Source organism: Marinobacterium sp. xm-m-383 (genome assembly GCF_013283255.1).
In the GTDB taxonomy this organism is placed as follows: Bacteria; Pseudomonadota; Gammaproteobacteria; order Pseudomonadales; family Balneatricaceae; genus Marinobacterium_E.
Genome location: NZ_WBYT01000001.1, coordinates 394,847 through 417,465, shown reverse-complemented (window position 1 = coordinate 417,465; position 22,619 = coordinate 394,847). Strand labels below are relative to the sequence as shown.

The following is a 22,619-nucleotide window of genomic DNA, read 5'->3' as shown; positions in this document are numbered from 1 at the left end:
AGAGAAGCACCTTTAGCTATCGGGGTGCAGAGCGAGATAGATCGTCTCTGCAAGACTATTACTAATACTAGAGACTTTTGCGATTTCTTCAACACTTGCTGACTCAACCGCTTTCGCACTTCCGAAATGTTTCAGTAGCTCTCTACGGCGTTTAGGGCCGACGCCATCAATGCCTTCGAGTAGTGACTGCTTTCTCGCTTTAGCACGACGCGCACGGTGACCCGTGATGGCAAATCGGTGGGATTCGTCACGGATGTGTTGCAACAAATGAAGCGCAAGAGAGTCAGACTGCAATATATTCTCGCTGCCTGTTTCGGCATCAATCAGAATTTCAAAGCCCGCTTTACGTGTTGGGCCTTTCGCGATACCAATTACCTTGATCCCTTGAATATTGAGCTCATTAAGCACCTCAACAGCCTGAGCTACCTGTCCTTTACCCCCGTCAATAACCAGGATATCAGGGAGTATTGCATCCGCACTGGTCGCCTTTTCAAAACGACGGTGCAAGGCTTGGTTCATGGCGGCGTAGTCATCACCCCCAGTAATACCTTCGATATTATATTTACGATAGTCACGTTTCAGCGGGCCATTGCGATCAAACACTACACAAGAGGCCACAGTAGCCTCTCCACTGGAGTGGCTGATGTCGAAACACTCAAGTCTTGAGGGGATCTCCTCCATGCCTAGCGCTGACTGAAGATCTAGGAATCGGTTATAGATATTTTGTTTATTGGCCAGCTGTGACTGTAAATTCTGTTCGGCATTTTGCTGAGCTAACTTAAGCCAACTGTTGCGATCAGAACGCACTTTACTAGTAATAGAGACTTTACGTTCGCGCATTTGACTAAGAGCTTCACTGAGAAGGTTAGACTCGGGCAGTTCAATCGCCGTAATAATAGACTCTGGTATCTCGCGCCCGCCAGCCAAGTAAAACTGAGCAATAAAAGCGCTTAAGACATCCTCTGCACTGTCTTCGATAGCAATTCGGGGATAATACACTTTGGAGCCAATAACTCGCCCCTGACGGACAAAAAGAACGTGTACGCAAACGCCGCCAGGTTGAACGGCTACGCCAAAGACATCCGCCTCACCTTTTTGACCGATAACGGTCTGCTGCTCTTGTACGTGCTGCAAGCGAGCCAATTGATCCCGAAGCTGAGCGGCTTTTTCGAACGCTAATTGACGAGAGGCAGCCTCCATTTCGGATGCGAGCTCACTCATCACTTTTGGGTTTTTACCCTGCAAAAAAAGCTTGGTATGACGCACGTCACGCTGGTAATCCGCATCGTCAACTAAACCCACACAGGGAGCGCTGCAGCGCTCTATTTGGTACTGCAGGCAGGGTCTAGAACGGTTACGGAAAAAACTGTCGTCACACTGACGTACTTTAAACAGCTTCTGTAGAAGATTCAGACTCTCTTTTACCGCGCCACCGCTAGGAAAAGGGCCAAATAGAGTGCCGTTGGGAGAACGTTTTCCGCGTTGATATCTAACGGCTGGAAATTCGTCTTTATCGGTGATCAATATGTAGGGGTAAGACTTATCATCACGCAACAATATGTTGTAAGGCGGTCGATACTGCTTAATTAAATTCTGCTCTAGCAGCAGTGCTTCTGTCTCAGAACCGGTTGACGTAATCTCAATGGATTGGATTTTGCTGACTAATGCTTGGGTCTTAATAGAGAGACCAGTCTCTCTGAAATAGCTTGAGACACGGTTCTTTAAGTTCTTTGCTTTACCGACATACAACAGCTCACCAGAACTGTCGTACATCTGATAACAGCCAGCTTTGTTAGGGAGTGTTGCTAAGAAGGCTTTAGGATCAAACGTCGTCAATCAATTAATCCCTGGCACGGTTACGTTTCGATTCCATGTAGATGTAAGTGGCCTCTTTGTAGAGGTTGTTTAAATCATCGCGAGTATCGTCGGTGATCCCTGCGCCACGTGAAAGTGACACCTCAAGGTAAGCACTGATTTGCGCATGATAGTAGAGACGATCATCATAGGCATCGGCACGTTTCATTTTGCTCAGTGCAATTTGTGCACCGTTGATGAGGATGTAATTAATATCCGTATCAGAGAGACGTGGACTACGAGTGGTTTTCTCCATTCGTGCTTCCGCTTCAGCTTCTAGAGCTTGACGTTTAGTCATTAAAGCCATTCCCTGCTCCTTAACTCGCTCACTAAAATTGAGACTATAGAGTACCGTATTGGCCGCTAGAATGTTAATTTGAATTTAAAATTCAGCCAGCGTGTTTTATGAAAAAGATCGTCTACACAACAGAGCAGACAGCGAGTGAACTTGCCTGGTTAAGCCAAGCCCAAACACTGGTGGGTGAAAACAAGTTTAGACGTGACCCTCTCGCTATTAACGCTTCCTTGATTTCGAAGCTTAAACATCATCACAGGCTAGGTGTTCACTTTGAGGACCTATTCGAGCTTCATCTTAAAACATTTTCTCAAATAACTGATTTAAAAAGTCATATTCAAATAATTGAGGATAAGAAAACCTTAGGCGAAGCAGATTTTCTAGTCTGCAAAGATGGCGCTTGGCAGCATATAGAGGTCGCCATAAAATTTTATCTTCGTGTTGGGAGTAGCGGTCAGATGAGTGACTATTTAGGTCCTAGTCTGACGGACTCTCTGGATAGAAAAATCACACATATAGAAAACAAGCAGTTAAAACTTCTTGAGTCTGAGCCAGCAAAACGCACTCTGCAATCGTTAGGGGTCGATTCGGCGGTTGAGAGCTATGCACAAATATTTGGCTGGCTCTTCTACCATGTCAGCGATAACCAATCGAAGATACCGGATAACATTCACCCGCAGCATTCTCGTGGCCGCTGGCTTTGCATCAACGAATTGGAAGGCTTTTTAGATGAATACCCAGACGCAGTTCGTTTTTTAATGCCATCGAGATCTGAATGGTTGACCTCCCCTTCACATATCCATGACATCGCAGTGAGTAAAAGCAACCTGTTAAAGAGAGCAAAGAGTGTGATCGACCGACCACAACAACTGTTCGTGGTGTTGGGCAAAGGCTGTTCAAGACAGTTAGTGGAAAGGCTGTTTGTTGTGCCAGAGGCCTGGGTGGATAATGCAGAGTCGATGATCAATCAGAGATAAAAAAACCGCCAATGAAGGCGGTTTTTTTAACAAGGTCGCTTATTCGCCAGCTTTCGCCGCATCTTTAGCAATTGCACCTTTTAGAAGCTTAATGCCGACAACTGTCATAACAAGCATTGCACCGATGATCACTAGGCTTGGAGCTAGAGAAATCATGTTGTATTTATCGATTGAGCCCATCTGACTAAACCTCATTAATTTGTTTGTTTAAGACAGAGTGCATTTTATTGATCTAAATCAATTCCTGCAAGATATATACAACTATTTATCCATCGACTGCAGTCGCTTCAGCAGACTGCTGGTATCCCAACGATTGCCTCCCAGCGCCTGAACTTCCGAATAGAATTGATCCACAATCGCTGTCACAGGAAGGCGTGCGCCATTGCTGCGCGCTTCATTAAGGACAATACCTAAGTCTTTACGCATCCAATCAACAGCGAAACCGTAGTCATACTTTTCATCGATCATTGTTTGGTGACGATTAACCATCTGCCAAGAACCGGCTGCCCCGTGCTGTATAACATCAATAACGGCGGCAACATCAAGGCCACTCTTCTGGCCGAAGTGGATCGCTTCAGCTAACCCCTGCACCAAACCTGCAATACAGATCTGGTTCATCATCTTAGCCAACTGCCCTGCTCCAGCATCACCCAACAAGCTTTGTGATTTAGCATAAGCATCAATAACTGGTTCAACCTGTTTGTAGACCTCTGAATCACCACCACACATCACACTAAGCACGCCATTTTCAGCGCCCGCCTGTCCGCCAGACACAGGAGCATCAATGAATCCCAATCCCTGTTCACGGCAGACCGTATTGAGTGTTCTAGCCGCTTCAGCGGATGCCGTGGTGTGATCAACAAGAATTGCACCAGTCTTCATGCCTTTAATGGCACCCTCGTCGCCCGTTGTAACCTGGTATAGGTCATCATCATTACCGACACACACAAATACAATGTCACAGCCTTCAGCGGCTGCTTGTGGGGTTTTAGCTGCTTTACCTGCGTATTCGCTGACCCAGGCTTCTGCTTTAGCAAAGGTTCGGTTGTATACAGTGACTTCATGTCCCGCCTTAGTAAGATGCCCTGCCATTGGGTAACCCATTGTACCTAAGCCAATAAAAGCAACGTTTGCCATGATATGATCCTTATTCTCTATATGATTCGTATTAATAACTATGAGCTTACACACTATTAAGTCCTATACGCTAGGAATGTTTTTATCGATTTGTTCGATCACTTCACAGGCCGCGCAACTTCCACCGCTGGATTTCAAAACCCTAGAGGGTGACCCTATCACGCTTGATGCGTACCAAGGTGAAGTACGCTTGATTAACTTCTGGGCAACCTGGTGCCCGCCCTGCATTCGTGAGATGCCTGCATTAGGGCGTTTAGAGGAGGCTGTTGAAGGTCACGCGCGAGTGGTAGCTATCAATGTAGGTGATATGAGTGATCAGGTGGAGGCCTTCGTATTGGAGAACTTTGATGGCGCAGAACCCGAAATCTGGCTGGATGAGCCGGGAGCGGCCTTTATGACTCTGCGTCTTGAGGGATTACCCATGACATTGGTGCTCGATAAAGAGGGCGAAGTGATTGATAAGGTGATCGGTGAGCGCGAATGGGACAGTGAATCGGTCGTCAACTATCTGAAAGAGCTGGCTGCTGAATAGCAACCAGCGACTCTTCGGATCAGCTTAGTTTTGCAAGTCTGGCAACAATTGCTAAAACCATCTGAGCCGAATTTTCTGATGCCGTTTCGATGAACTGATCAAAGCTGACATTAGATTCTTGGCCTGCGATATCCGACAACGCCCGAATAACTAGAAACGGAACCTCAAAGCGGTAACAGGTCTGTGCAATGGCAGCCGCTTCCATCTCTGCAGCTTTCATCGTAGGAAAGTTGGCTCTAACCTTCTCAACATGCTCTGGATCGCTCATAAAGGCATCACCGGTCGCGATTAAACCACGCTGACATGCGGTGTTTTCAAACTGAGCTATAGACTCTTCAGCCACCTTAAGTAGCAGTTCATCCGCTAAGTAAGCGGCTGGCATTCTAGCCATTTGACCGATCTCGTAGCCAAATACGGTTAGGTCAACATCGTGGTGACGAACCTCATCAGAGATCACCACATCCCCTACTTTCAACGTTGGATCAAAGCCACCAGCAGAACCTGTGTTAATCACACAGCTTGGTTTAAAGTGATCTAACAGCAAGGTGGTACCCACTGCAGCATTGACCTTACCGATGCCCGATTTAAGCAGCACCACGTCGACACCGTCGATCTGCCCTGAAAAAAAAGTAAAGCCTGCGATTTCACTTACTTGTAAAGATTGAATACTGTTTTTTAGGCGTTCAATCTCCTGATCCATGGCACCAATCAGTGCGATGACGGGGCTATTTTTAAGTGCGCTCTCTAAACTGGATGAAGTGGCATTGTCAGTTTGGATCTTGGCATTGATATCGTCAGGACGGCTCATCTGAAACTCTTAAGGTTTGGACTAATAAGGTGTAAATTCTAACACGATTTATTAGGACTTATTCAGCCCTATCGCTTCGTATAACCGCTCTATATCAACAGGTAGATCGGCATGAATTGTCATCAGTTCATCAGTCACTGGATGGGAAAACTGAATCGATCTCGCCATTAATACCAATCGATGAAGGTTGAAATGGTCTCGAAACATACGATTATGACGCCCCTCTCCGTATTTGGTATCGCCAATAATGGGGTGAAGATGGTGCTTCATGTGACGGCGAATTTGGTGCTTACGCCCTGTGTGCGGGAAACAGGCTACAAGGCTGTAGCGGGATGTTGAGTAGCGCCCAACCGGAATATCCAGCTCAGTTTGCGCGATGACTTCAAAGTCGGTTACCGCCTCTTTGGCCTCTTTATCCTGGCTTGCTAGGGGATCTGCATATTTATCGTATTTGGGCACCAATGCATGATCAATTCTGCCCTGGGGTTCACTAAACCACCCTCTTACAAGACACTCGTACTCTTTTTTTACACCTCTGGCCTGAAACTGCTCTTGCATTGTTTTCGATGACTCAAGCTCTTTACCAACCAACATAACCCCACTAGTTGCCCTATCAAGTCGGTGGATAGTATGCAGCTTTTCAGCATTAAAGTGCTCTTTCAGCAGGCCCATTAAGGTGGGTTCATCAGGCTTTGTAATCCAACTCGGATGAACCAATAAACCCGAGGGTTTATCTACTGCTATAAGATAGTCATCTTCGAAGAGTATAGAGAGTTGCATGTCGGTTTCCTTGTGTTGCCGCCATGATACCTATTCGTGAAAAAAACCACAGTGGGAGTTTCTAAATATATTTTTGTTGCGGTGCACAAAAAGGTTTGACAGTTAGCAAAAACCACAATATATTGACCCTATGGTGCAGTGCACAATAAATTAAATTAGGAGTATGACTCATGATGAACGAACTAAAAGATAGCATGAAGCCAATGATGGCGATGGCTGAGATCAACAAGAAGACTGCTGAAGCCCTAATTGGTCTTCAATCATCTTATGTAACAGAGGTTGTTAACGCATCTCTTTCACAGATGAAATCTCTAACTGAAGTTAAAGATCCAAAAGCAGCTCTAGAACTTCAAGTTAAATACTTGAAAGAAGCTGAAGCTAAAATGACTGAAGTTGCTGAGAAAGAGATCGCAGCACTTGCAGCCGCTAAAGCTGAATTGACTGAACTGATGGAACAGAGTGTAGAAGATTACGCTTCAGCTCCAATGTTCGAAGAACTAAAAAAGTTCATGTCTGCTAAAGCATAATGAGCAACTAAACATCACTGCACTTTGCATAGCAGAATGCTGTGATTTTAAAAAAGAGAGCTACGGCTCTCTTTTTTGTCTCTTAACGGCACTTAGGCGACATCTAAGATCCAGCTGCACGGCGACTGTTTATCTCATGAAGTGCATCTAGTAGAGCGGATTTAGATACTGGCTTGGGAATGACATAATCCGCTCCCTCAGCTAGAAATTGATCGGTTTCAATTCCAACAACGGCAGCTGTGACAGCGATGATAGGAGTCTCCGATGACCATGATCGAATCTTTCTAGTTAGCTCGTGACCGTTCATCTCGGGCATCATCAAGTCAGTGATTACGAGATCAAACTTTTCTGGTGAGTATGCAGCGAGGGCAAGCCTTCCATTTTCGTAGGCACTAACCTCTGCTCCCTCTTTAGTCAGCATATTTATCGTAAGCATTCGAAGCATTCGATCATCTTCAGCAAGTAGGATACGCATATTGGAGAGGCCTGCACGCTGTGTCTGTGTCTGTGCCTGTGCCTGTGCCTGTGCCTCAGAGTTAACTGCCTTGACGGGGAACGTGAGCTCAAAACAAGCGCCACCGTACTCGCTCGCCGAATAAGCGAGCGTACCACCCATCTGCTCTGCGAAATTCTTGACGATAAACAAGCCTAACCCTGAACCCTCTTGATTCGTACCGCCTCGCCTGAAAGCATCGAACACTTTATTTTTCAGTGTATCTGGGATGCCCGTGCCGTTATCCTCGACCCTGACGCGACAGATTACCTCGTTATTTTTGTTGACCTGATGCTCGTACTTAACGTGAACCTCAGATCCACCAGAGTGTAATGCGGCGTTTTTAACTAGGTTGGTAACACACTGTCGAAACTGCTGTGACCGGATCTCGAATAATTGACCTTTGGATTGCGCGGACTCGATATGCAGGGAGAAGCCATTTGCGGCGAGCATAGAACTCATCGGTGAGAGCGCACGCTTCAGAATTTCGACTGGGTCTGCTAACTCTAATTTGGCAACCAAAGCACGTTCGGGCGCCACCACAATTCGCAGATCCTCAAGAACATTCAAAAGATTTTCAGCGATACTTTTTATCTGGGCGACTTTATCGTTTGGTTGCATGTCGGCGTTATCAGCAACCATAGATATTATCGATACCGGTGTGCGCAGCTCGTGGCCAATTATGGCAAACATCTCTTTTTGGCGCTCATTGTTCGCTCGCTGATGCGCTAACAAGTCGACAGTCTGGTCACGGTCATGCAGACGATAGGCAAGGAGAACGGAGAACAAGGTGGCCTCAAGCAAGCTTCCAACAGCGTAGGCTGATTGAAATTCGAACGGTAGGACTCCGTTTCCGCCCATCAAGGCCAGAACCGTTCCACCCACAAAGGCCGTCCAACCCGCGAAAACCAACTTACTGTAAGGTTTACGTTTAACCAGCGAAACAATCACTTGTGCGCTGAGTAGCAATAAGTTGAGTGGAACGGACAAACTCATCAACGACTGATAGGCAGCCGCGGGTCCGTAGAGCACAAGGGGGATTAGGCTTGCAATGGTGCAAATAGCTATGCCCGAGCGGACAAACTTATCTCGTAGCTGATTGAAAAGAGAGGCGAGAAAAAGCGTTCCGCAAATCAAACCTAAAGCGCCGCTAACTGCGGCGAAGTGCCTGCCTAAAGGAATTAATTGAATCTCTATGGCCTGCGTGCAGAGCATGAACGAGACAAACACTACATACAACCAATGTAACGCCTGTCTAATGATAATCGCTGAGGCTATGTTGTAAGCCAGCAAGATCAAAAGTCCCAGCGTTAGTGCATAGCGAAGATTTTCAAACCTTCCGTTGTCCGCTAGGGCTACATTAAGGGTTTTAACCCCATAAGCCAGCTCAATTTCGAAGGACGATGTGATTTTAAAATGTAGAGTTGCAGAGCGGCCCGCCTCTAACTCAATCGGAAAACTGGGAAGCAGAGTGGGGAGCGGGCGCTCAGCCCTATCGATAGAAAGACCACTTACAGCGGCGTTCTCTAGGACACCGTAGAGCTCTATTTTGGGCAGCAGATGTGACTCGAACTGCACCACCTGCGTCTGCCTCTGCGCGGTCTCGTTTGTCAGATCGACACGGAGCCAAAATACCGACTGACTAAACCCTTTATGGGTATCGGTGGTCTTTACAAAAGAAGCAGGACTTCCAACAACGTCTTCAATACTTCGCGAAGCCGTTGTGTCTTCGAATACCCAGATCGCTTCTTGCGCCCATACGGGAAGTGCTACAAATATTTGAAGCAAACCAACTATCAAGAACCTAATCAACAATGCACATCCGCCAAAATTCTAGCTTCCAGTAACTATAGACCCAAACCTGACATTTAGGAATGATTTTTCAACGCGTGCAGTGGTCATAAATGACCGAGAAGGGTCGGGAACGCCACCTCATTCATTTTCACACCCTGCCACACACTCGGCTCAACCCGTCGTAAATCAATCAACGCTCGCCTGTTCTACACCTGAGCTCTGCAAGTGAATCGAGGTCAATGTATCTATTAGCTTTTCGCTGCTTATAGGCTTTGAGATAACAGCGTTGGCACCAGCCTCAAGCAGTTCGTCAGTCTCGTCACCAACAACGGCGGCCGTTATAGCAACGATGGGGACTGTATGATCGACCTGCCGGATACCTCTAATTAACTCCAAACCGTTCATTTCGGGCATCATTAAGTCCGTTAATACTAGATCAACGGGTTGTGCTAGGAAGCTATCTAGAGCCAGTCTCCCGTTCTCGTAACTTCTGATGGTAGCTCCCTGTTTGGTGATCGTTTTCTCAGTAAGCATTCTCAAAACACGATCATCCTCAGCCAATAGAATACTCATCCCAGAAAGGTTAACCTGTGCCTGTGCCTGTGCCTGTGCCTGTGCCTGTGCCTGTGCCTGTGCCTGTGCCTGTGCCTGTGCCTGTGCCTCAGTATTTGCGGCCTCGGCCTTAAATTGCATACTGAATTGAGCACCACTCGATGCCCTTTCTCGATACTCTAGTTCACCGCCCAACTGCGCTGCCAGCTGCTTCGCAATATATAAGCCTAAACCCGAACCATCCTTGCTGGTGTCGCCACGCCCAAAGGCCGAGAACACCTTAGCAACTTGATTACTTGGAATACCAATCCCGTTATCAGCAACCGCTAACTGGATTTCTAAATGTTCGCCGCAAGACGCAGCCTCAAGGGAAACCCAAACCTTGGAGCCTCCCGAATGGAGGGCTGCATTTTTGACTAGGTTTGTTACCAATTGGCGTAGCGCCTGGTCCTTCAGCCATACCGGTTCAACGCCAACTGGTGCCTGCAAATTAAGCTGAATTTGATTCTCTTTCAGCAACGGTGCCAGAGGCGCAAGTGCGCGCTGTACTATATCAACAGGATTGGCAATCACCGCCTTAGCCTCAATAGCGCGCTCAGGGGCTACAACTGTGCGCAAATCCTCCAGAATGTGAAGCAGGCTGCGTGATATCTCGCGAATACTAGTCAGACGCTCAGCGAGGTCTAGGTCGGTATCATTTAGCACCATGTCAATCGCAGCTACGGGGGTTCGCAGCTCATAACCGATCACGGCAAATAGCTCTTTTTGTTTCTCAGTAGCCGAGCGCAACTGTTCGTTTTTCTCTTGAAGCTCAGTCACATCGAGCCGCGCAAACAACCGCTTAGCTCTACCCTCGCGTTTATATTGGCTCCCCGTAACCACCTGACCCCATACCGGCTTATCACCAGTTTCGAACTGTACACGCGCGGTGTAACTGGCATTATCGCTTGCAAAGGTATTCTTCAAAGCCTGCCTAACCTCGGTCGAGGCAGAGAGACGATGAATCATCTGAACATGATCAAATGGCTGATTCCTTGGAATCAATTTGTGCTGGCCAGCTACCAATTGGGCAGTGCCCGATTCGATATCCAGCTCAAACAGCACAATTTCAGCGGTCGCTAGCAACAGATCCGTCTCACGCTGTGCCGCCTCAATCCGCGAGTTCTTTGCCTCCAGATCGCTGACCAGTGCGCTACGTGCTACAAGGTAATTAAGCTTTTCCCGATAGCCCGCAGCAACGCGTCGACGTAAATAGAGCGAGTAAGCGCCTAGCCCTACAAGCATTCCGAACACTGTAGCTGCCTCGTACCGGTACGCCTCCCATAATGTTGGCGTCAACGGTCGACTGAGCTCAACATCCGATGGCAGGTCGCCCTTTGTGAAACCGTGCCTTGATAGCGCTTCGCCATCATAAAGGGCTGGGTGATTGAGGAGACTGGGATCTCCGCCCAGGGCAGCAGTCCCGAGCGTCTCTCCCAAGCCAAGAACCGAGAAGAGCTTTCCGCCTAAAATGCCAGTACCCATCAATACCGAAACTGTAGAGAGGACCGGAACGCTAAGCTGTGCGACTAACCGCTGCATCTCACCAATAGGCTGAAGACCCCATTCAATTGGAGAGAATCTGGGGACTGCAATAACGATACTGTCAGATCCAATCGAGTTAAGCCGCTGCTCCAACTGCTTACCATTTTGATCATGCAGTATCTCAACATTAAGAGATCTGCTTGCTAGGACTGCTTTTAGAGCGTCAAATCCGGCAGCACCCACCGGATCTCTGGAACTTCCCAGCAAATATACAGTTTCTGGTTTAGTCAGACGAAGAGCTTCGTCAACGAATGACAATGGGGAAAATAGGTAATCGACATAAACTAGGTCAGACTGAACCTCTGTGGCGCGCCCAGCAAGGTTGTCGGTGACTTTGGTCACATTCTTGAGCAGATTGGGATGCATTTCAGCCAACTGCCGAGCGATATGACCAAAAAAGATGACACCCTGAAGATCCGTATCACGATATTTGCTCTGTAGATACTCAGCGGTCTCTTCCAATGGAAAAGATGTATGACGCAAGGCATCCAAGTTCTCCACGTACAATTGCCGCCCCTTGTTTTCGGTCGCAATCGAACGCTCTACACCGCTAATTAACTGCGTTGTGAACGGATCAGGCCCAAGCGTATTCACCAACAGAATGCCGGATGGTTTCTCTCCTGCGTTAGCCAGTGAGGCTGCCGAAAACAACCATAGAAATGTGGCCCAAATAGCACTCAGAAAAAACTTTGGTGAACTCATAAGCAATGTTAAACCCGCAAACTCATTAGCAAAACGCAACGCATATTGCATTGCATATTTCAATAAATTAGCGCTCAGCACGAGTTTTCTTAGAAATATGGCTGACGCTTGTACGCTACAGTGACAAGCAAGAATTGGGCCACCTTTAGACATTAATGTCACATATGTAGCTTGGCCTGATCAATGGCTGGCTAACTCTGAAAAGACCGAAGCAGGAATGAGCCCCCGAACTGCTTGCAGACAATCAAGCACTCCATGTGGTGAATCTAAGTGTACTAACCCCCACGTTAGCCCATAAACAAGACTACACAGAGGCCTCGGAGTGGATTGGAAATGACCGAGAAGGGTCGTTAATTGCCAGCCAGACTTAATGCACCAATAGTGGTGCATGAACGCGTGCATATCGTTCTATCGAATTTTGTTGGCTGTGCAAAGCTGTTTGGTAAGCTAATAGGCGCAGTGAGCTTCGTTTAATGGCTCTTAACGAGTAGTTACCCTTATCACTAAGAATGGCGATCTCTTTAGACATTGCCTCTTTAAGATCCTTAGCGTCCATCATCAGCGTTTCTAGTTCGAAGCTTGCTAAGTAATTTGAATCGTTTTGTGAAAGTTGCATATCAATCCCCTTATTATTGTTGGTGCGATTGATTAGGTTAAGCAAATGGCGTGCCAACTTTTGCAAAATAAAAAACCCGGCAAAAGCCGGGTTTTCAAATCAAACATCAATTAAGCATGTTTCTTCCAATGGTAGTGGTAGTAGACCACCGGAATTACGACTAAGGTCAGTATGGTTGATACCATCAAACCGAAGATCAATGAAACTGCAAGACCACCGAAGATTGGATCGTCAATGATAAAGAAGCCACCCATCATCGCAGCGACTGCGGTGAGTGCAATGGGTAACGAACGAACTGCAGCCGCATTAATCGTTGCTTCTTGGAAACTCATGCCCTCTTTCACTTGTTGCTGAATGAAATCCACCAACAGTATGGAGTTTCGAACAATGATGCCGGCCAGTGCAATCATGCCGATCATAGAAGGCGCCGTGAACTGCTGCCCCAGTATCGCGTGACCTGGCATGATGCCGATAATCGTTAGAGGAATCGGAGCCATGATAATCAATGGGATGCCGTAAGAACGGAACTGAGCAACAACCAGTAGGTAGATCATGATCAGACCGACTGAGTAGGCAATACCCATATCTCGGAAGGTTTCAAAGGTGATCTGCCACTCGCCGTCCCACTTCAAGCTCCACTCATAGGGATCAGAAGGTTCTGAGAAGAAGAAACGCTCTATCGGATTACCACTTGGTGCGACGTCATCCAGCTTCGATTCAATCTCAAATAGACCATAGAGCGGGCTATCCGTATCACCTGCCACATCACCGGTGACGTAAACAACAGGCAGTAGATCTTTGTGGTAAACACTCTGCTCTACTTGCGTATCGATACGCTGAGTAACATCAGCCAAAGATACTAAGGTGCCTTTATCTGATCGAACTTGAATAGACTCAATCTTAGCGATGTTTGCCTTATCTTGGTCACCCAGCTTAAGCGTTAATGGCACGGGAACGCGTGAGTTGTCATCATGCAGGTATCCCAAGCTTTCACCGCGGATCGCACTGTTTAGTGCCGCAACAATGGTCGCATCTGCTACACCAAAGTGCGCTGCACGAACGCGATCAATCGCAAAGATCTCTTTAGTCTGTTGGGCCTCAATGCTGTCATCGACATCGACCACGCCATCGGTAGACTCAAATTGCGCGCGAACTTGTTTGGCTACGTCAATTTGACCCTGCTTATCCAGACCATAGATCTCTGCCACTAGAGGTGCCATAACCGGAGGCCCTGGCGGCATCTCGACGACCTTCACGTTGGCGTTGAATTGCTTAGCCGTGTCGGCAAGCAGAGCGCGTGCCTCAAGCGCTATTTCGTGACTCTTACGATCACGTAACACCTTATCACTGAGGTTAACTTGAATGTCACCCATATGAGGTGCTGAACGCAAGTAGTACTGACGAACTAAACCGTTGAAGTTAATCGGTGAGGCAGACCCTGAGTAGATTTGGAAATCTTTCAGCTCAGGAAGTGCCTGCAGATCCTCTGCCAACTCAGTTAAGACACGCTGCGTCTGCTCTAGAGAGGTTCCCTCTGGCATATCAACGATAACCTGGAACTCACTCTTGTTATCGAAGGGTAGCATCTTAAGAATGACCGACTGATTAACAACTAAGTAGACGGATCCACCGATCATCGCCAGAATTGATACCAGCAAAAGGTAACGGTTCAACGCTCCTTTGCCTTGACGTAGCATCGGTGTCAGTAGCTTAACAAATAGACCTTTGAAGCGAGATTCAGAGTGGCCATGGTCCGCTGAATGACCTGTTTCAACATGACGTCTAAACAGCTTCAAAAAGAGCCAAGGGGTCAAGATGAAGGCGACGGCTAGTGAGATCAGCATACCTGTTGAGGCGTTGATCGGAATCGGCAACATGTAAGGGCCCATCAAGCCGCTGACAAAGGCCATAGGCAGTAGGGCTGCAATGACAGTAAAGGTTGCCAATATTGTTGGGCCACCCACTTCATCGACTGCAAGGGGAATCGCTTCACGTAGTGATTTAACACCCATCGACATATGACGGTGTATGTTTTCTACAACGACAATGGCATCGTCAACCAAAATGCCGATCGAGAAGATCAACGCAAATAGCGACACTCGGTTAAGGGTAAAGCCCCATGCCCATGAGGCAAAGAGTGTAATAGCCAAGGTGACGATAACGGCAATGCCCACCACAATAGCTTCACGAACACCCAGTGCAAATAGCACTAGGACGATGACCGACAGCGTAGCGAAAATCAGCTTTTTGATTAGGGTTTGCGCCTTATCATCAGCTGTCTCACCATAGTTACGGGTAATCGTTGTCTCGATGTTATCCGGAACATAGATACCCTGAATCGCTTCAAATCGATCGATCAATGCATCAGCGACTTCAACCGCGTTCTCACCCGGTTTCTTTGCCACGGCAATGGTGATTGCAGGGGTCAATGCAGTCTGATCTGCTGCAGCCTGCCCAGTACCAAAAGAGACGTATTGATTCGGTTGTTCTGGAGCATCGTAGATATTAGCAATGTCGCGAAGGTAAACCGGTGCGCCATTTCGAACGTTTATCACTAGGTTTTTAACCTCTGAGACATCCTGAAGTAGTTGACCTGCTTGAACTCGAATGGCGCTGTTCGCTTTGACGCGATCACCAGTATCGGCTGTCACATTAGCGTATTGCAACTTAGCGCGAACATCATCCAAAGTAACCGAGAGTGCCGCCATCTTGACTGGATCGAAGTCGATCTGAATGGCACGGTTAGCGCCGCCAATCACAGTGATATCGCGGGTTCCTTCAACTCGCTGAAGCTCAGACTGAATCGTATGAGCGACGTTCAATAGATCGGCACTGCTAACTGATTCATCACGACTCCATAAGGTCGCAGCTAGAACTGGTACATCATCAATGCCCTTAGGTTTGATGACCGGTTCACCAATACCCATATTCGGCGGGAAGATATCTCTGTTCGAGTAGAAGGCGTTATAGAGACGGACAATCGCATCGGTTCTTGGCTCGCCGACCTCAAAACGAACCGTCAACAGCGCCATGCCTGGGCTGGAAACAGAGTAGATGTTTTTGACGCCACTGATCTCTGACACCACCTGCTCTGCAGATGTGGTGATAAGCGACTCTACTTCAGCAACACTTGCGCCTGGAAAAGGAATCATCACGTTGGCAAAGGTGACGTTGATCTGTGGTTCCTCCTCACGCGGTGTCACCAGCGCGGCAAAAAGACCTAGCAGAAGACCCACGATCGCCAGTAGCGGGGTAATTTCAGTCGTTAAAAAACTCTTGGCAATTCGTCCCGATATGCCCAGTGTTTGAGTGTCATTACTCTGCACGATTCGCCTCCTTATAAATTGAGGCCGCTTTAATAGGATCAAGTGCTACGGTTTCGCCCTCTGCGAGACCAGAGATAATTTCTACCTGTTCACCAGCAGTTTGACCGGTTCTGATGTATCTAAATTGGAGAGCTGAATCGCCTGAAGCCACATAAACACCTTCCACTTCACCACGAGTCGCTATAGATGACTTAGGCAGAGTCAGCACAGGCTCTTCATCAATGGTAAATTGAACACGTGCTAACTCACCTGGAAGCGGCATTTGAGCAGGGTCACCCGCTGGTAACGTTAGAAGCAGTGTAAAGGTATGACTTAGTGGATCGGCTGTCGGAATTAAGCGTTGATCGACAGGTTCTACAACCTGATCACCCAACACAACATTAACAAACTGACTCTGTTTGGCATCGACCAGGTTGGCTTGCGGGATTTGAACTCGAACACGTAATCTATCCAGTGCAATCCCCTCTATCAATGGTGTACCTGGTTGTACCGTCTCCCCTTCAGAAACTAGCTTGTTAACCACTACACCTGAATAGGGCGCGATTACCTCAGTGTAATCAAAACGAGCACGGGCATTAGAAACCTGAGCTTTTGCTGCATCGAGTCTTGCTTTGGCTGCATCACGTTGTTGGCGAGCGCTGTCTACAGGCGCGATCGCGACCAATTTGCGCTCAAACAGTGCGGTTAAACGATCCAATTGACGAGTAGCTTCATCAAAAGCGGTTTGTGCTTCATTGATAGAAGCTCTTGCAGCATCCAGCCCTGCGCGCTGTTCACTCTGTGTTAGGCGAGCTATCACACTGCCCTGCTCAACAAAATCGCCATAATCAAAAGGTAATTCTAGAATTCGACCAGAAGTTTGTGCGGCAACAATAGCTCGATTAACCGCTTCCACAGTCCCGTCGAATTCGACCTTGATCGGTTGCTGAATAATTTTGGTCTCAGTAAACGCTAGCTCTTGGGCTGAAGCCAGTTGCGTTAGTGAAATGGTTGTCACTAGGGTGCACGCGGTCACTGCTAGGTTAACGGCCTTTCTGATCTGCATATCAAACACTCTATTCGTTTATAAGGGTTAAGTTCCGGTAATAATATATTAGGCAAAACTAATATAAAAGATTTTTTAATATTTTCTGTACTTTCTGAATGCCCTGCTACACTGAATGAAATTCAATCTATTAACAGAGATTATGAAAGTACTGATTGCCGACGACGATAAAGTCTTAAGAATGCTGATGGAGCGCCAACTTGAGGGTTGGGGCTTTGACGTAATGACCGCGCAGGATGGTGAAGAGGCATTTGAAATTCTGACAACAGAAGCAGAACCTCCACGTATGCTCGTTCTTGATTGGGAGATGCCCAATCTGGATGGCATAGAGCTTTGTCGTAAAATCAGAGCGCTTGAGAGTAATGACCCACCCTACATTGTGTTGGTCACTGCACACTCCGATCAAGAGCACTTGGCAACTGCACTGCAAGCCGGAGCTAACGACTACATCAGCAAACCTACTAAACCCGTTGAGTTGCGCGCACGACTGGGCGTTGGTTTACGAACTTTAGAGCTGCAAAATCGACTCAATATTGCCAATGAGATGCTCGCCTACAAGGCAGAGCATGATGAGCTGACCGGTTTGCAAAATCGCGCCTCTCTGATCGAGCATCTTGATAATGAAATTGAACGAACTAAACGAACCGGTGAGCCATTAGCACTGGCCATTTGCGATATCGACTTTTTTAAACGGGTAAACGATACCTATGGACACCCCGTTGGCGACAGAGTGCTTAAAGAGTTTGCTGATCGAATGAAAGAGACATTTAGACCCTATGATCTAGTGTCACGATACGGCGGTGAAGAGTTTGTTGTCTGCTGTACGGCGCTTGAATCAGATCCTAAAGCGATTTTCGAGCGATTCAGAGAGGTGATTGAATCAACGACCTTCTTAGAGAGCGATCTTTCTTTAGGAGTAACCGTCAGTGTCGGAATTGCGACCTTTGATGGCATCAGCACAATGACAACAAAAGAGATCATGCTGGGGCTGATCAGCGATAGTGACAAAGCACTTTACGCAGCCAAACACTCAGGCCGAAATCAGGTCGTGATGTATGATTCTGTAATACACTCTGACTCTGAAAAATCTGAAGAAGCCCTTACCGATGGCCAGATTTGCTAAACAGTGCATCCCCCATCTGATCAATCGTCATTTTTGCTTTGTTCATGGTGACCTCTACACAGATCTCTTTTGATGCCATGCTGTCAGCACGAATAAACGGCTGTTCCAACCATTGGCCATCAATCTCCTTGGAGATCATGCCACCCACACCATAGCCGCCATCCACTTTTCTCGGTTTGACTGAAACCTTGAACCCTTTGTATTCAAACTCCGAAGCCACCGGCTCTTCAACAGGGTCTGAACGGAGAAGTTTTTTTATAAACTCAATCACTTGGATACCTCTACAGGGGTGACGACCCCCTCAAATTGGATTAAACGTTTAGATAACTCAGAGAGAGCCTCTCTGTCTCGTCCTGTGGTCAGTATCTCTAATTTACCCGCTTGATTGGAGAGAGAGAGTAATTTCTGTTCAGTTAAACGACGTTTAACTTCGAGCGCGATCGATTCCGATGTGTCGATCACCTTAACTGGATGACTGAACAACTCGCTGATCTCTTTCTCAACAAATCCATAATGCGTACATCCAAGCGCTAAGGTATCAATATCGGCTGCTTCAAACTGATCAATATAAGTGGTTAGTAGTGTGCTGAGTTGTTGATTGGTGGTGTTTGGGTTTTCAATTAATTCGACCAATCCAGGGCAGCCAAGTGCTGTAATCGACTCTGCTTGCTGTTTAAGCTGGGAGACCAATCGTTGGAACTTCTGACTCTCTACCGTGTATTGAGTTGCCAGAACGCCAACGCGTTTTGACTGACTCATCTTAATGGCAGGCTTTAGTCCGGGTTCAACACCAATGATCGGTAAGGAGAATAGCTCTCTGCACTCGTGAACAGCAGCAGCGGTTGCTGTATTACACGCGATCACAATCGCCTTGGCGCCCTTCTCAATGAGGTAAGAGACGATCTGAACCACCCTCTCACGGATCACTGCATCGCTCTTATCACCATAGGGTGCATAGCCACTGTCAGCGATATACAGGTAGGACTCATTGGGTAGGTTGTTAAGGCAAGCGGATAAGATACTTAACCCGCCCACTCCTGAATCAAAGACTCCAATCGGAGCGTGTTCATATGGATTCATTAATCGTCAAATACAGATCTAAAGTTACGAATAAGTTTAACGCAGAATGATATGAGATGGTCAGAATAATTATTTTTGTGCAATGCACAAAAAAGTGTTGATTGTTTTTTAGTCAATGTCTAATATGGCGTCAAATGTTGCAGTGCAACAAACTTTTTAGATAGAAACTTAAAGACCTCGGAGGTCACCATGTACAACGAAATGATGAACCAGTTCAAAGCACAGATGGCTCCTTTCACTAAAGCAGCTGAAATCAACAAACAAACTGCTGAAAAACTATTCGGCATGCAGCAAACTGTTGCTACAGAGATGCTAAACCGTGGTCTTGAGCATGTTAAAGCATTGACTGAATCAAAAGAGCCAAAAGCTGCTCTAGAACTTCAGGTTGCTTTCTTTAAAGAGATGGAAGCAAAACTAAACACTGTTGCTGAAGAAGAGATCTCTGCTCTAATGGCTGCAAAAGCTGAACTGACTGAAATCTTCGAAAAGTCTACTCAAGAGATGACAGAAGAAGCGATGGCTCAGTTCTCTAAGTTCGACCTAGCGAAATTCGATCTAGCACAGTTCGACCTTTCTAAATTCGACATGAAAAACTTTGATCTTTCAAACTTCATGCCTTCAGTTGAAGCGGCTAAACCAGCTGCAAAAACAACTCGTAAAGCGGCTGCTCCAAAAGCAACTGCTTAATCGATCAGTCGATACAAAAAAGCCGCTTGAGATACCTCAAGCGGCTTTTTTAGTTTTAGAGATTAGCTTGTTAAATTAGCTAAGCTGAGCTTTTGCCCACTCAACCACCACTGCTTCACCCTCATCCAAGTGAGGCTCGAGTTCGGACAAGCTTTCAACTAGTGCGGAAACAGTCGGTCTAACGATGTTGAGATGACCTACCTTACGACCAGGACGGATCTCTTTACCATACCAGTGCACATGAGCGCCCTGTACCGCCAGCCACTCTGCTTTCCAGTCTCGTCCAAGCAAGTTATACATCATAGAGACACCACGAAACTCAGGGGTGATCAAAGGTAAACCAGCAAGCGCTCTTAGGTGCAATTCAAACTGACTGACACTAGCACCCTCTTGGCTCCAGTGTCCGGAGTTATGGACACGTGGCGCTAACTCATTAACCAATAATTCACCATCGACAACAAAACACTCCATCGCCATGACGCCGATGTAGTCAAAGTCATCCATGATCGATCCCAGCCAACCTTCAGCACTTGCTTGCATCGCAGGGTCATTATCTAACCCAGGAATACTCGCACGCAAAATGCCGTCTTGATGCCAGTTACGCGTCAATGGGTAGAAGACCTTCTCACCCTGTGCATTTCGTGCGCCAACTAACGACACCTCATGTGAGAACGGGATCATCGCTTCAGCGATGGCAATGCCATCCCATTCAGCAAGAATCTCATCACCCTGCGTCCAGCGCCATTGACCACGCCCATCGTAACCACCCATACGAGCCTTTACGACGGCACGCTCACCCAGAGAGGATAGCGACTCGGCAATGGATGCATCGGCACTGTTTAAATCAACCCAAGGGGCCGTTGGGACATTAAGGCGATCTAAGGTCGATTTCTGACGAAAACGATCAATGACCTGATATAGAGCCGCATCGTTGCGAAAGTTTGGGTGAGATTTAAGCTGATTACCGACAGGGTTCTCAGGCCAGTGCTCAATCTCTACCGAGATAACGTCGTCGTCATTCAACTCGACCAGTTGATCACCTATCGGGTGAATAGGTTGTACTTCAAGCTGCAGGGGTGCACCTGCTTGCTGAAGCATTTGACCTAGTTGACCATTACCGGCAATGACAATACGTGGCAACTGCATGCTTAACCTCGTGGATCTGGATTATCTAGAACCGTTTGGCTCTGTTCATTACGCCAATTTTGCAGACGAACGGCGAGCTCTGCATCGGTTGTTGCTAGCATCTGAGAGGCCAGTAGCGCGGCATTAAATGCACCTGCTCCACCGATAGCCAGGGTTCCAACAGGAATACCACGTGGCATCTGAACAATGGATAGAAGACTGTCTTGGCCGCTCAATGCCTTGCTCTGCACAGGCACACCCAGCACAGGCACAATGGTTTTAGCAGCAATCATACCTGGGAGGTGAGCCGCACCACCAGCACCGGCAATAATAACTTTGATGCCATTGTCGGCAGCTTGTTCAGCAAAGCGGAACATCTTATCTGGGGTGCGATGTGCCGATACCACTTCAGCGGTGTACTCGACACCCAGTACATCTAGCATCTTGGCGGCTTCTTCCATGGTTGGCCAGTCTGATTTAGACCCCATAACTATTGCAACGCGGGCGCTCATTCATTTCTCCATATCGAGTTTGATCTCGAAAAATAGGCAGTCGGTATCGACAAAAAAATAAGCGTGAAATTATAGCAAGAAAGAGTCAGCCAGACCTACCCTTTTAAACCAGTGCTGACTGAAAGTTGAAGATCAACACCAGTATTACAAGGCTAACAGGAATACTGGTAATGGTAAGAGCGGCAATACGATCGACAGGACCGCCATATCGAACCGTTAGAACATAACTCATCACAGCAACCGGCATCGACATCTGAATAAGCAGTGAGAGCGCTGCAGTGGTATCGATAGTAATTAGGGATACAACCAGCCAGGCAATCAAAAAACCCGACAAGGGTCGGTAGATGGATAAACCTGCAATGATGCCAACCTGACGGGCACCCCCTATCTTTAAACGGGCTAATGAGCGGCCTAACAACATGACCATAATCGGTATGGCTATACCGGAGATAGAATCTAAAGCACGACTGATAGGCACAGGAATCGTCAAATCCATCGATACCACGATTGCACCTGACAAGAGTGCTAACAGAGGCATATTGGTGACCAGTGAGCGCCAATTGTATTGGCCTGACATGGCGGTGGTTCCTAATGTCCAGTGACTAAGCGTCACAGTTGTTGAAATGATGACCGCAGATGCCAGAGCCTCAGGCCCCAACAGTGCAAAGACCAGTGGAATACCTAAATTGCCCGTATTGGGGTTGACCAGTGTCGAGAGATAGAAGCGCGGTGAGGTGTTAAGCAGCTTGCAAAAAATGGCTATCAGAGTAGCACCGACCGCTAAGCAGAGAGCGGTCACTCCCATCAAATACCCCATCTCTGTGACGGGAACTTTCATCTGAGTCACCGAGGTAAACACCAGAGCGGGCAAGGCGATCTGGCTGGAGAGCATGGCCAAACCAGGGTGTTCTAGGTAGTCCGTTTTTCGTGCCAGAAAGAAACCAAGGACGGCGATCAAAAAAACCGGAGTAATAGCAGAGATAAAAGCTGTAAACATGGAGTCACTATCTTAATGTTGGATGATGATTATACAGTTGTCCGCAAATAGATAGGCAACTATCATTGAGCGA

20 protein-coding genes and 1 pseudogene are annotated in these 22,619 nt (G+C 47.3%); 5 read left to right on the top strand and 16 right to left on the bottom strand.

The window, feature by feature from the left end; all coding sequences use genetic code 11:
- Positions 1–12 precede the first annotated feature (12 nt).
- A complete protein-coding gene (gene uvrC, locus XMM383_RS01980; protein ID WP_173480925.1) occupies positions 13–1,836 on the bottom strand; it encodes an excinuclease ABC subunit UvrC in 1,824 nt (607 codons plus the stop codon).
- A gap of 4 nt (positions 1,837–1,840) precedes the next feature.
- A complete protein-coding gene (locus XMM383_RS01975) occupies positions 1,841–2,161 on the bottom strand; it encodes an excinuclease ABC subunit C (RefSeq protein ID WP_254443042.1) in 321 nt (106 codons plus the stop codon).
- Positions 2,162–2,259: 98 nt separating this feature from the next.
- Between XMM383_RS01975 and XMM383_RS01970 the strand changes: the two genes are divergently transcribed.
- Positions 2,260–3,126 (top strand): DUF1853 family protein, encoded by an 867-nt coding sequence (locus XMM383_RS01970; RefSeq protein WP_173480924.1) that lies wholly within the window; start codon positions 2,260–2,262, stop codon positions 3,124–3,126.
- Positions 3,127–3,165: 39 nt separating this feature from the next.
- Here the strand turns inward: XMM383_RS01970 and XMM383_RS01965 are convergent, their stop codons facing one another.
- Both XMM383_RS01965 and XMM383_RS01960 read right to left on the bottom strand, forming a co-directional pair.
- The gene (locus XMM383_RS01965; RefSeq protein WP_173480923.1) at positions 3,166–3,306 is read right to left on the bottom strand and encodes a hypothetical protein; all 141 of its coding nucleotides are present in this window, start codon (positions 3,304–3,306) and stop codon (positions 3,166–3,168) included.
- Between the two features lie 81 nt (positions 3,307–3,387).
- Positions 3,388–4,263, bottom strand: a complete 876-nt coding sequence (locus XMM383_RS01960) for an NAD(P)-dependent oxidoreductase (RefSeq protein WP_173480922.1) — start codon at positions 4,261–4,263, stop codon at positions 3,388–3,390.
- A 76-nt stretch (positions 4,264–4,339) separates the two neighbouring features.
- On the opposite strand from XMM383_RS01960, the gene XMM383_RS01955 reads away from it, so the two are divergent.
- Positions 4,340–4,795, top strand: a complete 456-nt coding sequence (locus tag XMM383_RS01955; protein WP_173482484.1) for a TlpA disulfide reductase family protein — start codon at positions 4,340–4,342, stop codon at positions 4,793–4,795.
- 19 nt (positions 4,796–4,814) lie between these two features.
- Here the strand turns inward: XMM383_RS01955 and mtnN are convergent, their stop codons facing one another.
- Complete coding sequence (gene mtnN, locus XMM383_RS01950) at positions 4,815–5,603, bottom strand: 5'-methylthioadenosine/S-adenosylhomocysteine nucleosidase (protein WP_173480920.1); 789 nt, start codon at positions 5,601–5,603, stop codon at positions 4,815–4,817.
- Between the two features lie 51 nt (positions 5,604–5,654).
- Positions 5,655–6,386, bottom strand: a pseudogene (locus tag XMM383_RS01945) (RluA family pseudouridine synthase); the annotation flags it as partial.
- Between the two features lie 167 nt (positions 6,387–6,553).
- On the opposite strand from XMM383_RS01945, the gene XMM383_RS01940 reads away from it, so the two are divergent.
- Positions 6,554–6,910, top strand: coding sequence for a phasin family protein (locus XMM383_RS01940; protein WP_173482481.1), 357 nt, complete (start codon positions 6,554–6,556; stop codon positions 6,908–6,910).
- Positions 6,911–7,013: 103 nt separating this feature from the next.
- Here XMM383_RS01940 and XMM383_RS01935 read toward each other — a convergent pair whose 3' ends face one another.
- The 5 genes from XMM383_RS01935 to XMM383_RS01915 all read right to left on the bottom strand — a co-directional run bounded on the left by XMM383_RS01935 (position 7,014) and on the right by XMM383_RS01915 (position 17,022).
- Positions 7,014–9,191, bottom strand: a complete 2,178-nt coding sequence (locus XMM383_RS01935) for a response regulator (RefSeq protein ID WP_173483949.1) — start codon at positions 9,189–9,191, stop codon at positions 7,014–7,016.
- A 192-nt stretch (positions 9,192–9,383) separates the two neighbouring features.
- Entirely contained in the window at positions 9,384–12,035 is a 2,652-nt protein-coding gene (locus XMM383_RS01930) for a hybrid sensor histidine kinase/response regulator (RefSeq protein ID WP_173494430.1), read from the bottom strand.
- Between the two features lie 367 nt (positions 12,036–12,402).
- Positions 12,403–12,651, bottom strand: coding sequence for a hypothetical protein (locus tag XMM383_RS01925; RefSeq protein ID WP_173480915.1), 249 nt, complete (start codon positions 12,649–12,651; stop codon positions 12,403–12,405).
- 110 nt (positions 12,652–12,761) lie between these two features.
- Entirely contained in the window at positions 12,762–15,977 is a 3,216-nt protein-coding gene (locus XMM383_RS01920) for an efflux RND transporter permease subunit (protein ID WP_173494429.1), read from the bottom strand.
- Positions 15,967–17,022 (bottom strand): efflux RND transporter periplasmic adaptor subunit, encoded by a 1,056-nt coding sequence (locus XMM383_RS01915; protein ID WP_173494428.1) that lies wholly within the window; start codon positions 17,020–17,022, stop codon positions 15,967–15,969. Before XMM383_RS01915 ends, XMM383_RS01920 begins: the two co-directional genes overlap by 11 nt.
- A gap of 115 nt (positions 17,023–17,137) precedes the next feature.
- Between XMM383_RS01915 and XMM383_RS01910 the strand changes: the two genes are divergently transcribed.
- Positions 17,138–18,145 carry a diguanylate cyclase gene (locus tag XMM383_RS01910; RefSeq protein ID WP_173495550.1) on the top strand — a complete coding sequence of 336 codons (1,008 nt, stop codon included), beginning with the start codon at positions 17,138–17,140 and terminating at the stop codon, positions 18,143–18,145.
- Here XMM383_RS01910 and XMM383_RS01905 read toward each other — a convergent pair.
- Both XMM383_RS01905 and murI read right to left on the bottom strand, forming a co-directional pair.
- The gene (locus tag XMM383_RS01905) at positions 18,123–18,416 is read right to left on the bottom strand and encodes an HlyU family transcriptional regulator (RefSeq protein ID WP_173480911.1); all 294 of its coding nucleotides are present in this window, start codon (positions 18,414–18,416) and stop codon (positions 18,123–18,125) included. The two genes, XMM383_RS01910 and XMM383_RS01905, sit on opposite strands and share 23 nt — an antisense overlap.
- Positions 18,413–19,225 (bottom strand): glutamate racemase, encoded by an 813-nt coding sequence (gene murI, locus XMM383_RS01900; RefSeq protein ID WP_173480910.1) that lies wholly within the window; start codon positions 19,223–19,225, stop codon positions 18,413–18,415. Before murI ends, XMM383_RS01905 begins: the two co-directional genes overlap by 4 nt.
- Positions 19,226–19,414: 189 nt before the next feature.
- On the opposite strand from murI, the gene XMM383_RS01895 reads away from it, so the two are divergent.
- Positions 19,415–19,912: a phasin family protein gene (locus XMM383_RS01895; protein ID WP_173480909.1), complete on the top strand. Its 498-nt coding sequence runs from the start codon at positions 19,415–19,417 to the stop codon at positions 19,910–19,912.
- A gap of 75 nt (positions 19,913–19,987) precedes the next feature.
- Here the strand turns inward: XMM383_RS01895 and purK are convergent, their stop codons facing one another.
- The 3 genes from purK to XMM383_RS01880 form a co-directional block, all read right to left on the bottom strand.
- A complete protein-coding gene (purK, locus tag XMM383_RS01890) occupies positions 19,988–21,058 on the bottom strand; it encodes a 5-(carboxyamino)imidazole ribonucleotide synthase (RefSeq protein ID WP_217363562.1) in 1,071 nt (356 codons plus the stop codon).
- A gap of 2 nt (positions 21,059–21,060) precedes the next feature.
- Positions 21,061–21,549, bottom strand: coding sequence for a 5-(carboxyamino)imidazole ribonucleotide mutase (gene purE / locus XMM383_RS01885; RefSeq protein WP_173480908.1), 489 nt, complete (start codon positions 21,547–21,549; stop codon positions 21,061–21,063).
- 103 nt (positions 21,550–21,652) lie between these two features.
- Positions 21,653–22,546, bottom strand: coding sequence for an AEC family transporter (locus XMM383_RS01880; protein WP_173480907.1), 894 nt, complete (start codon positions 22,544–22,546; stop codon positions 21,653–21,655).
- Positions 22,547–22,619: the final 73 nt, after the last annotated feature.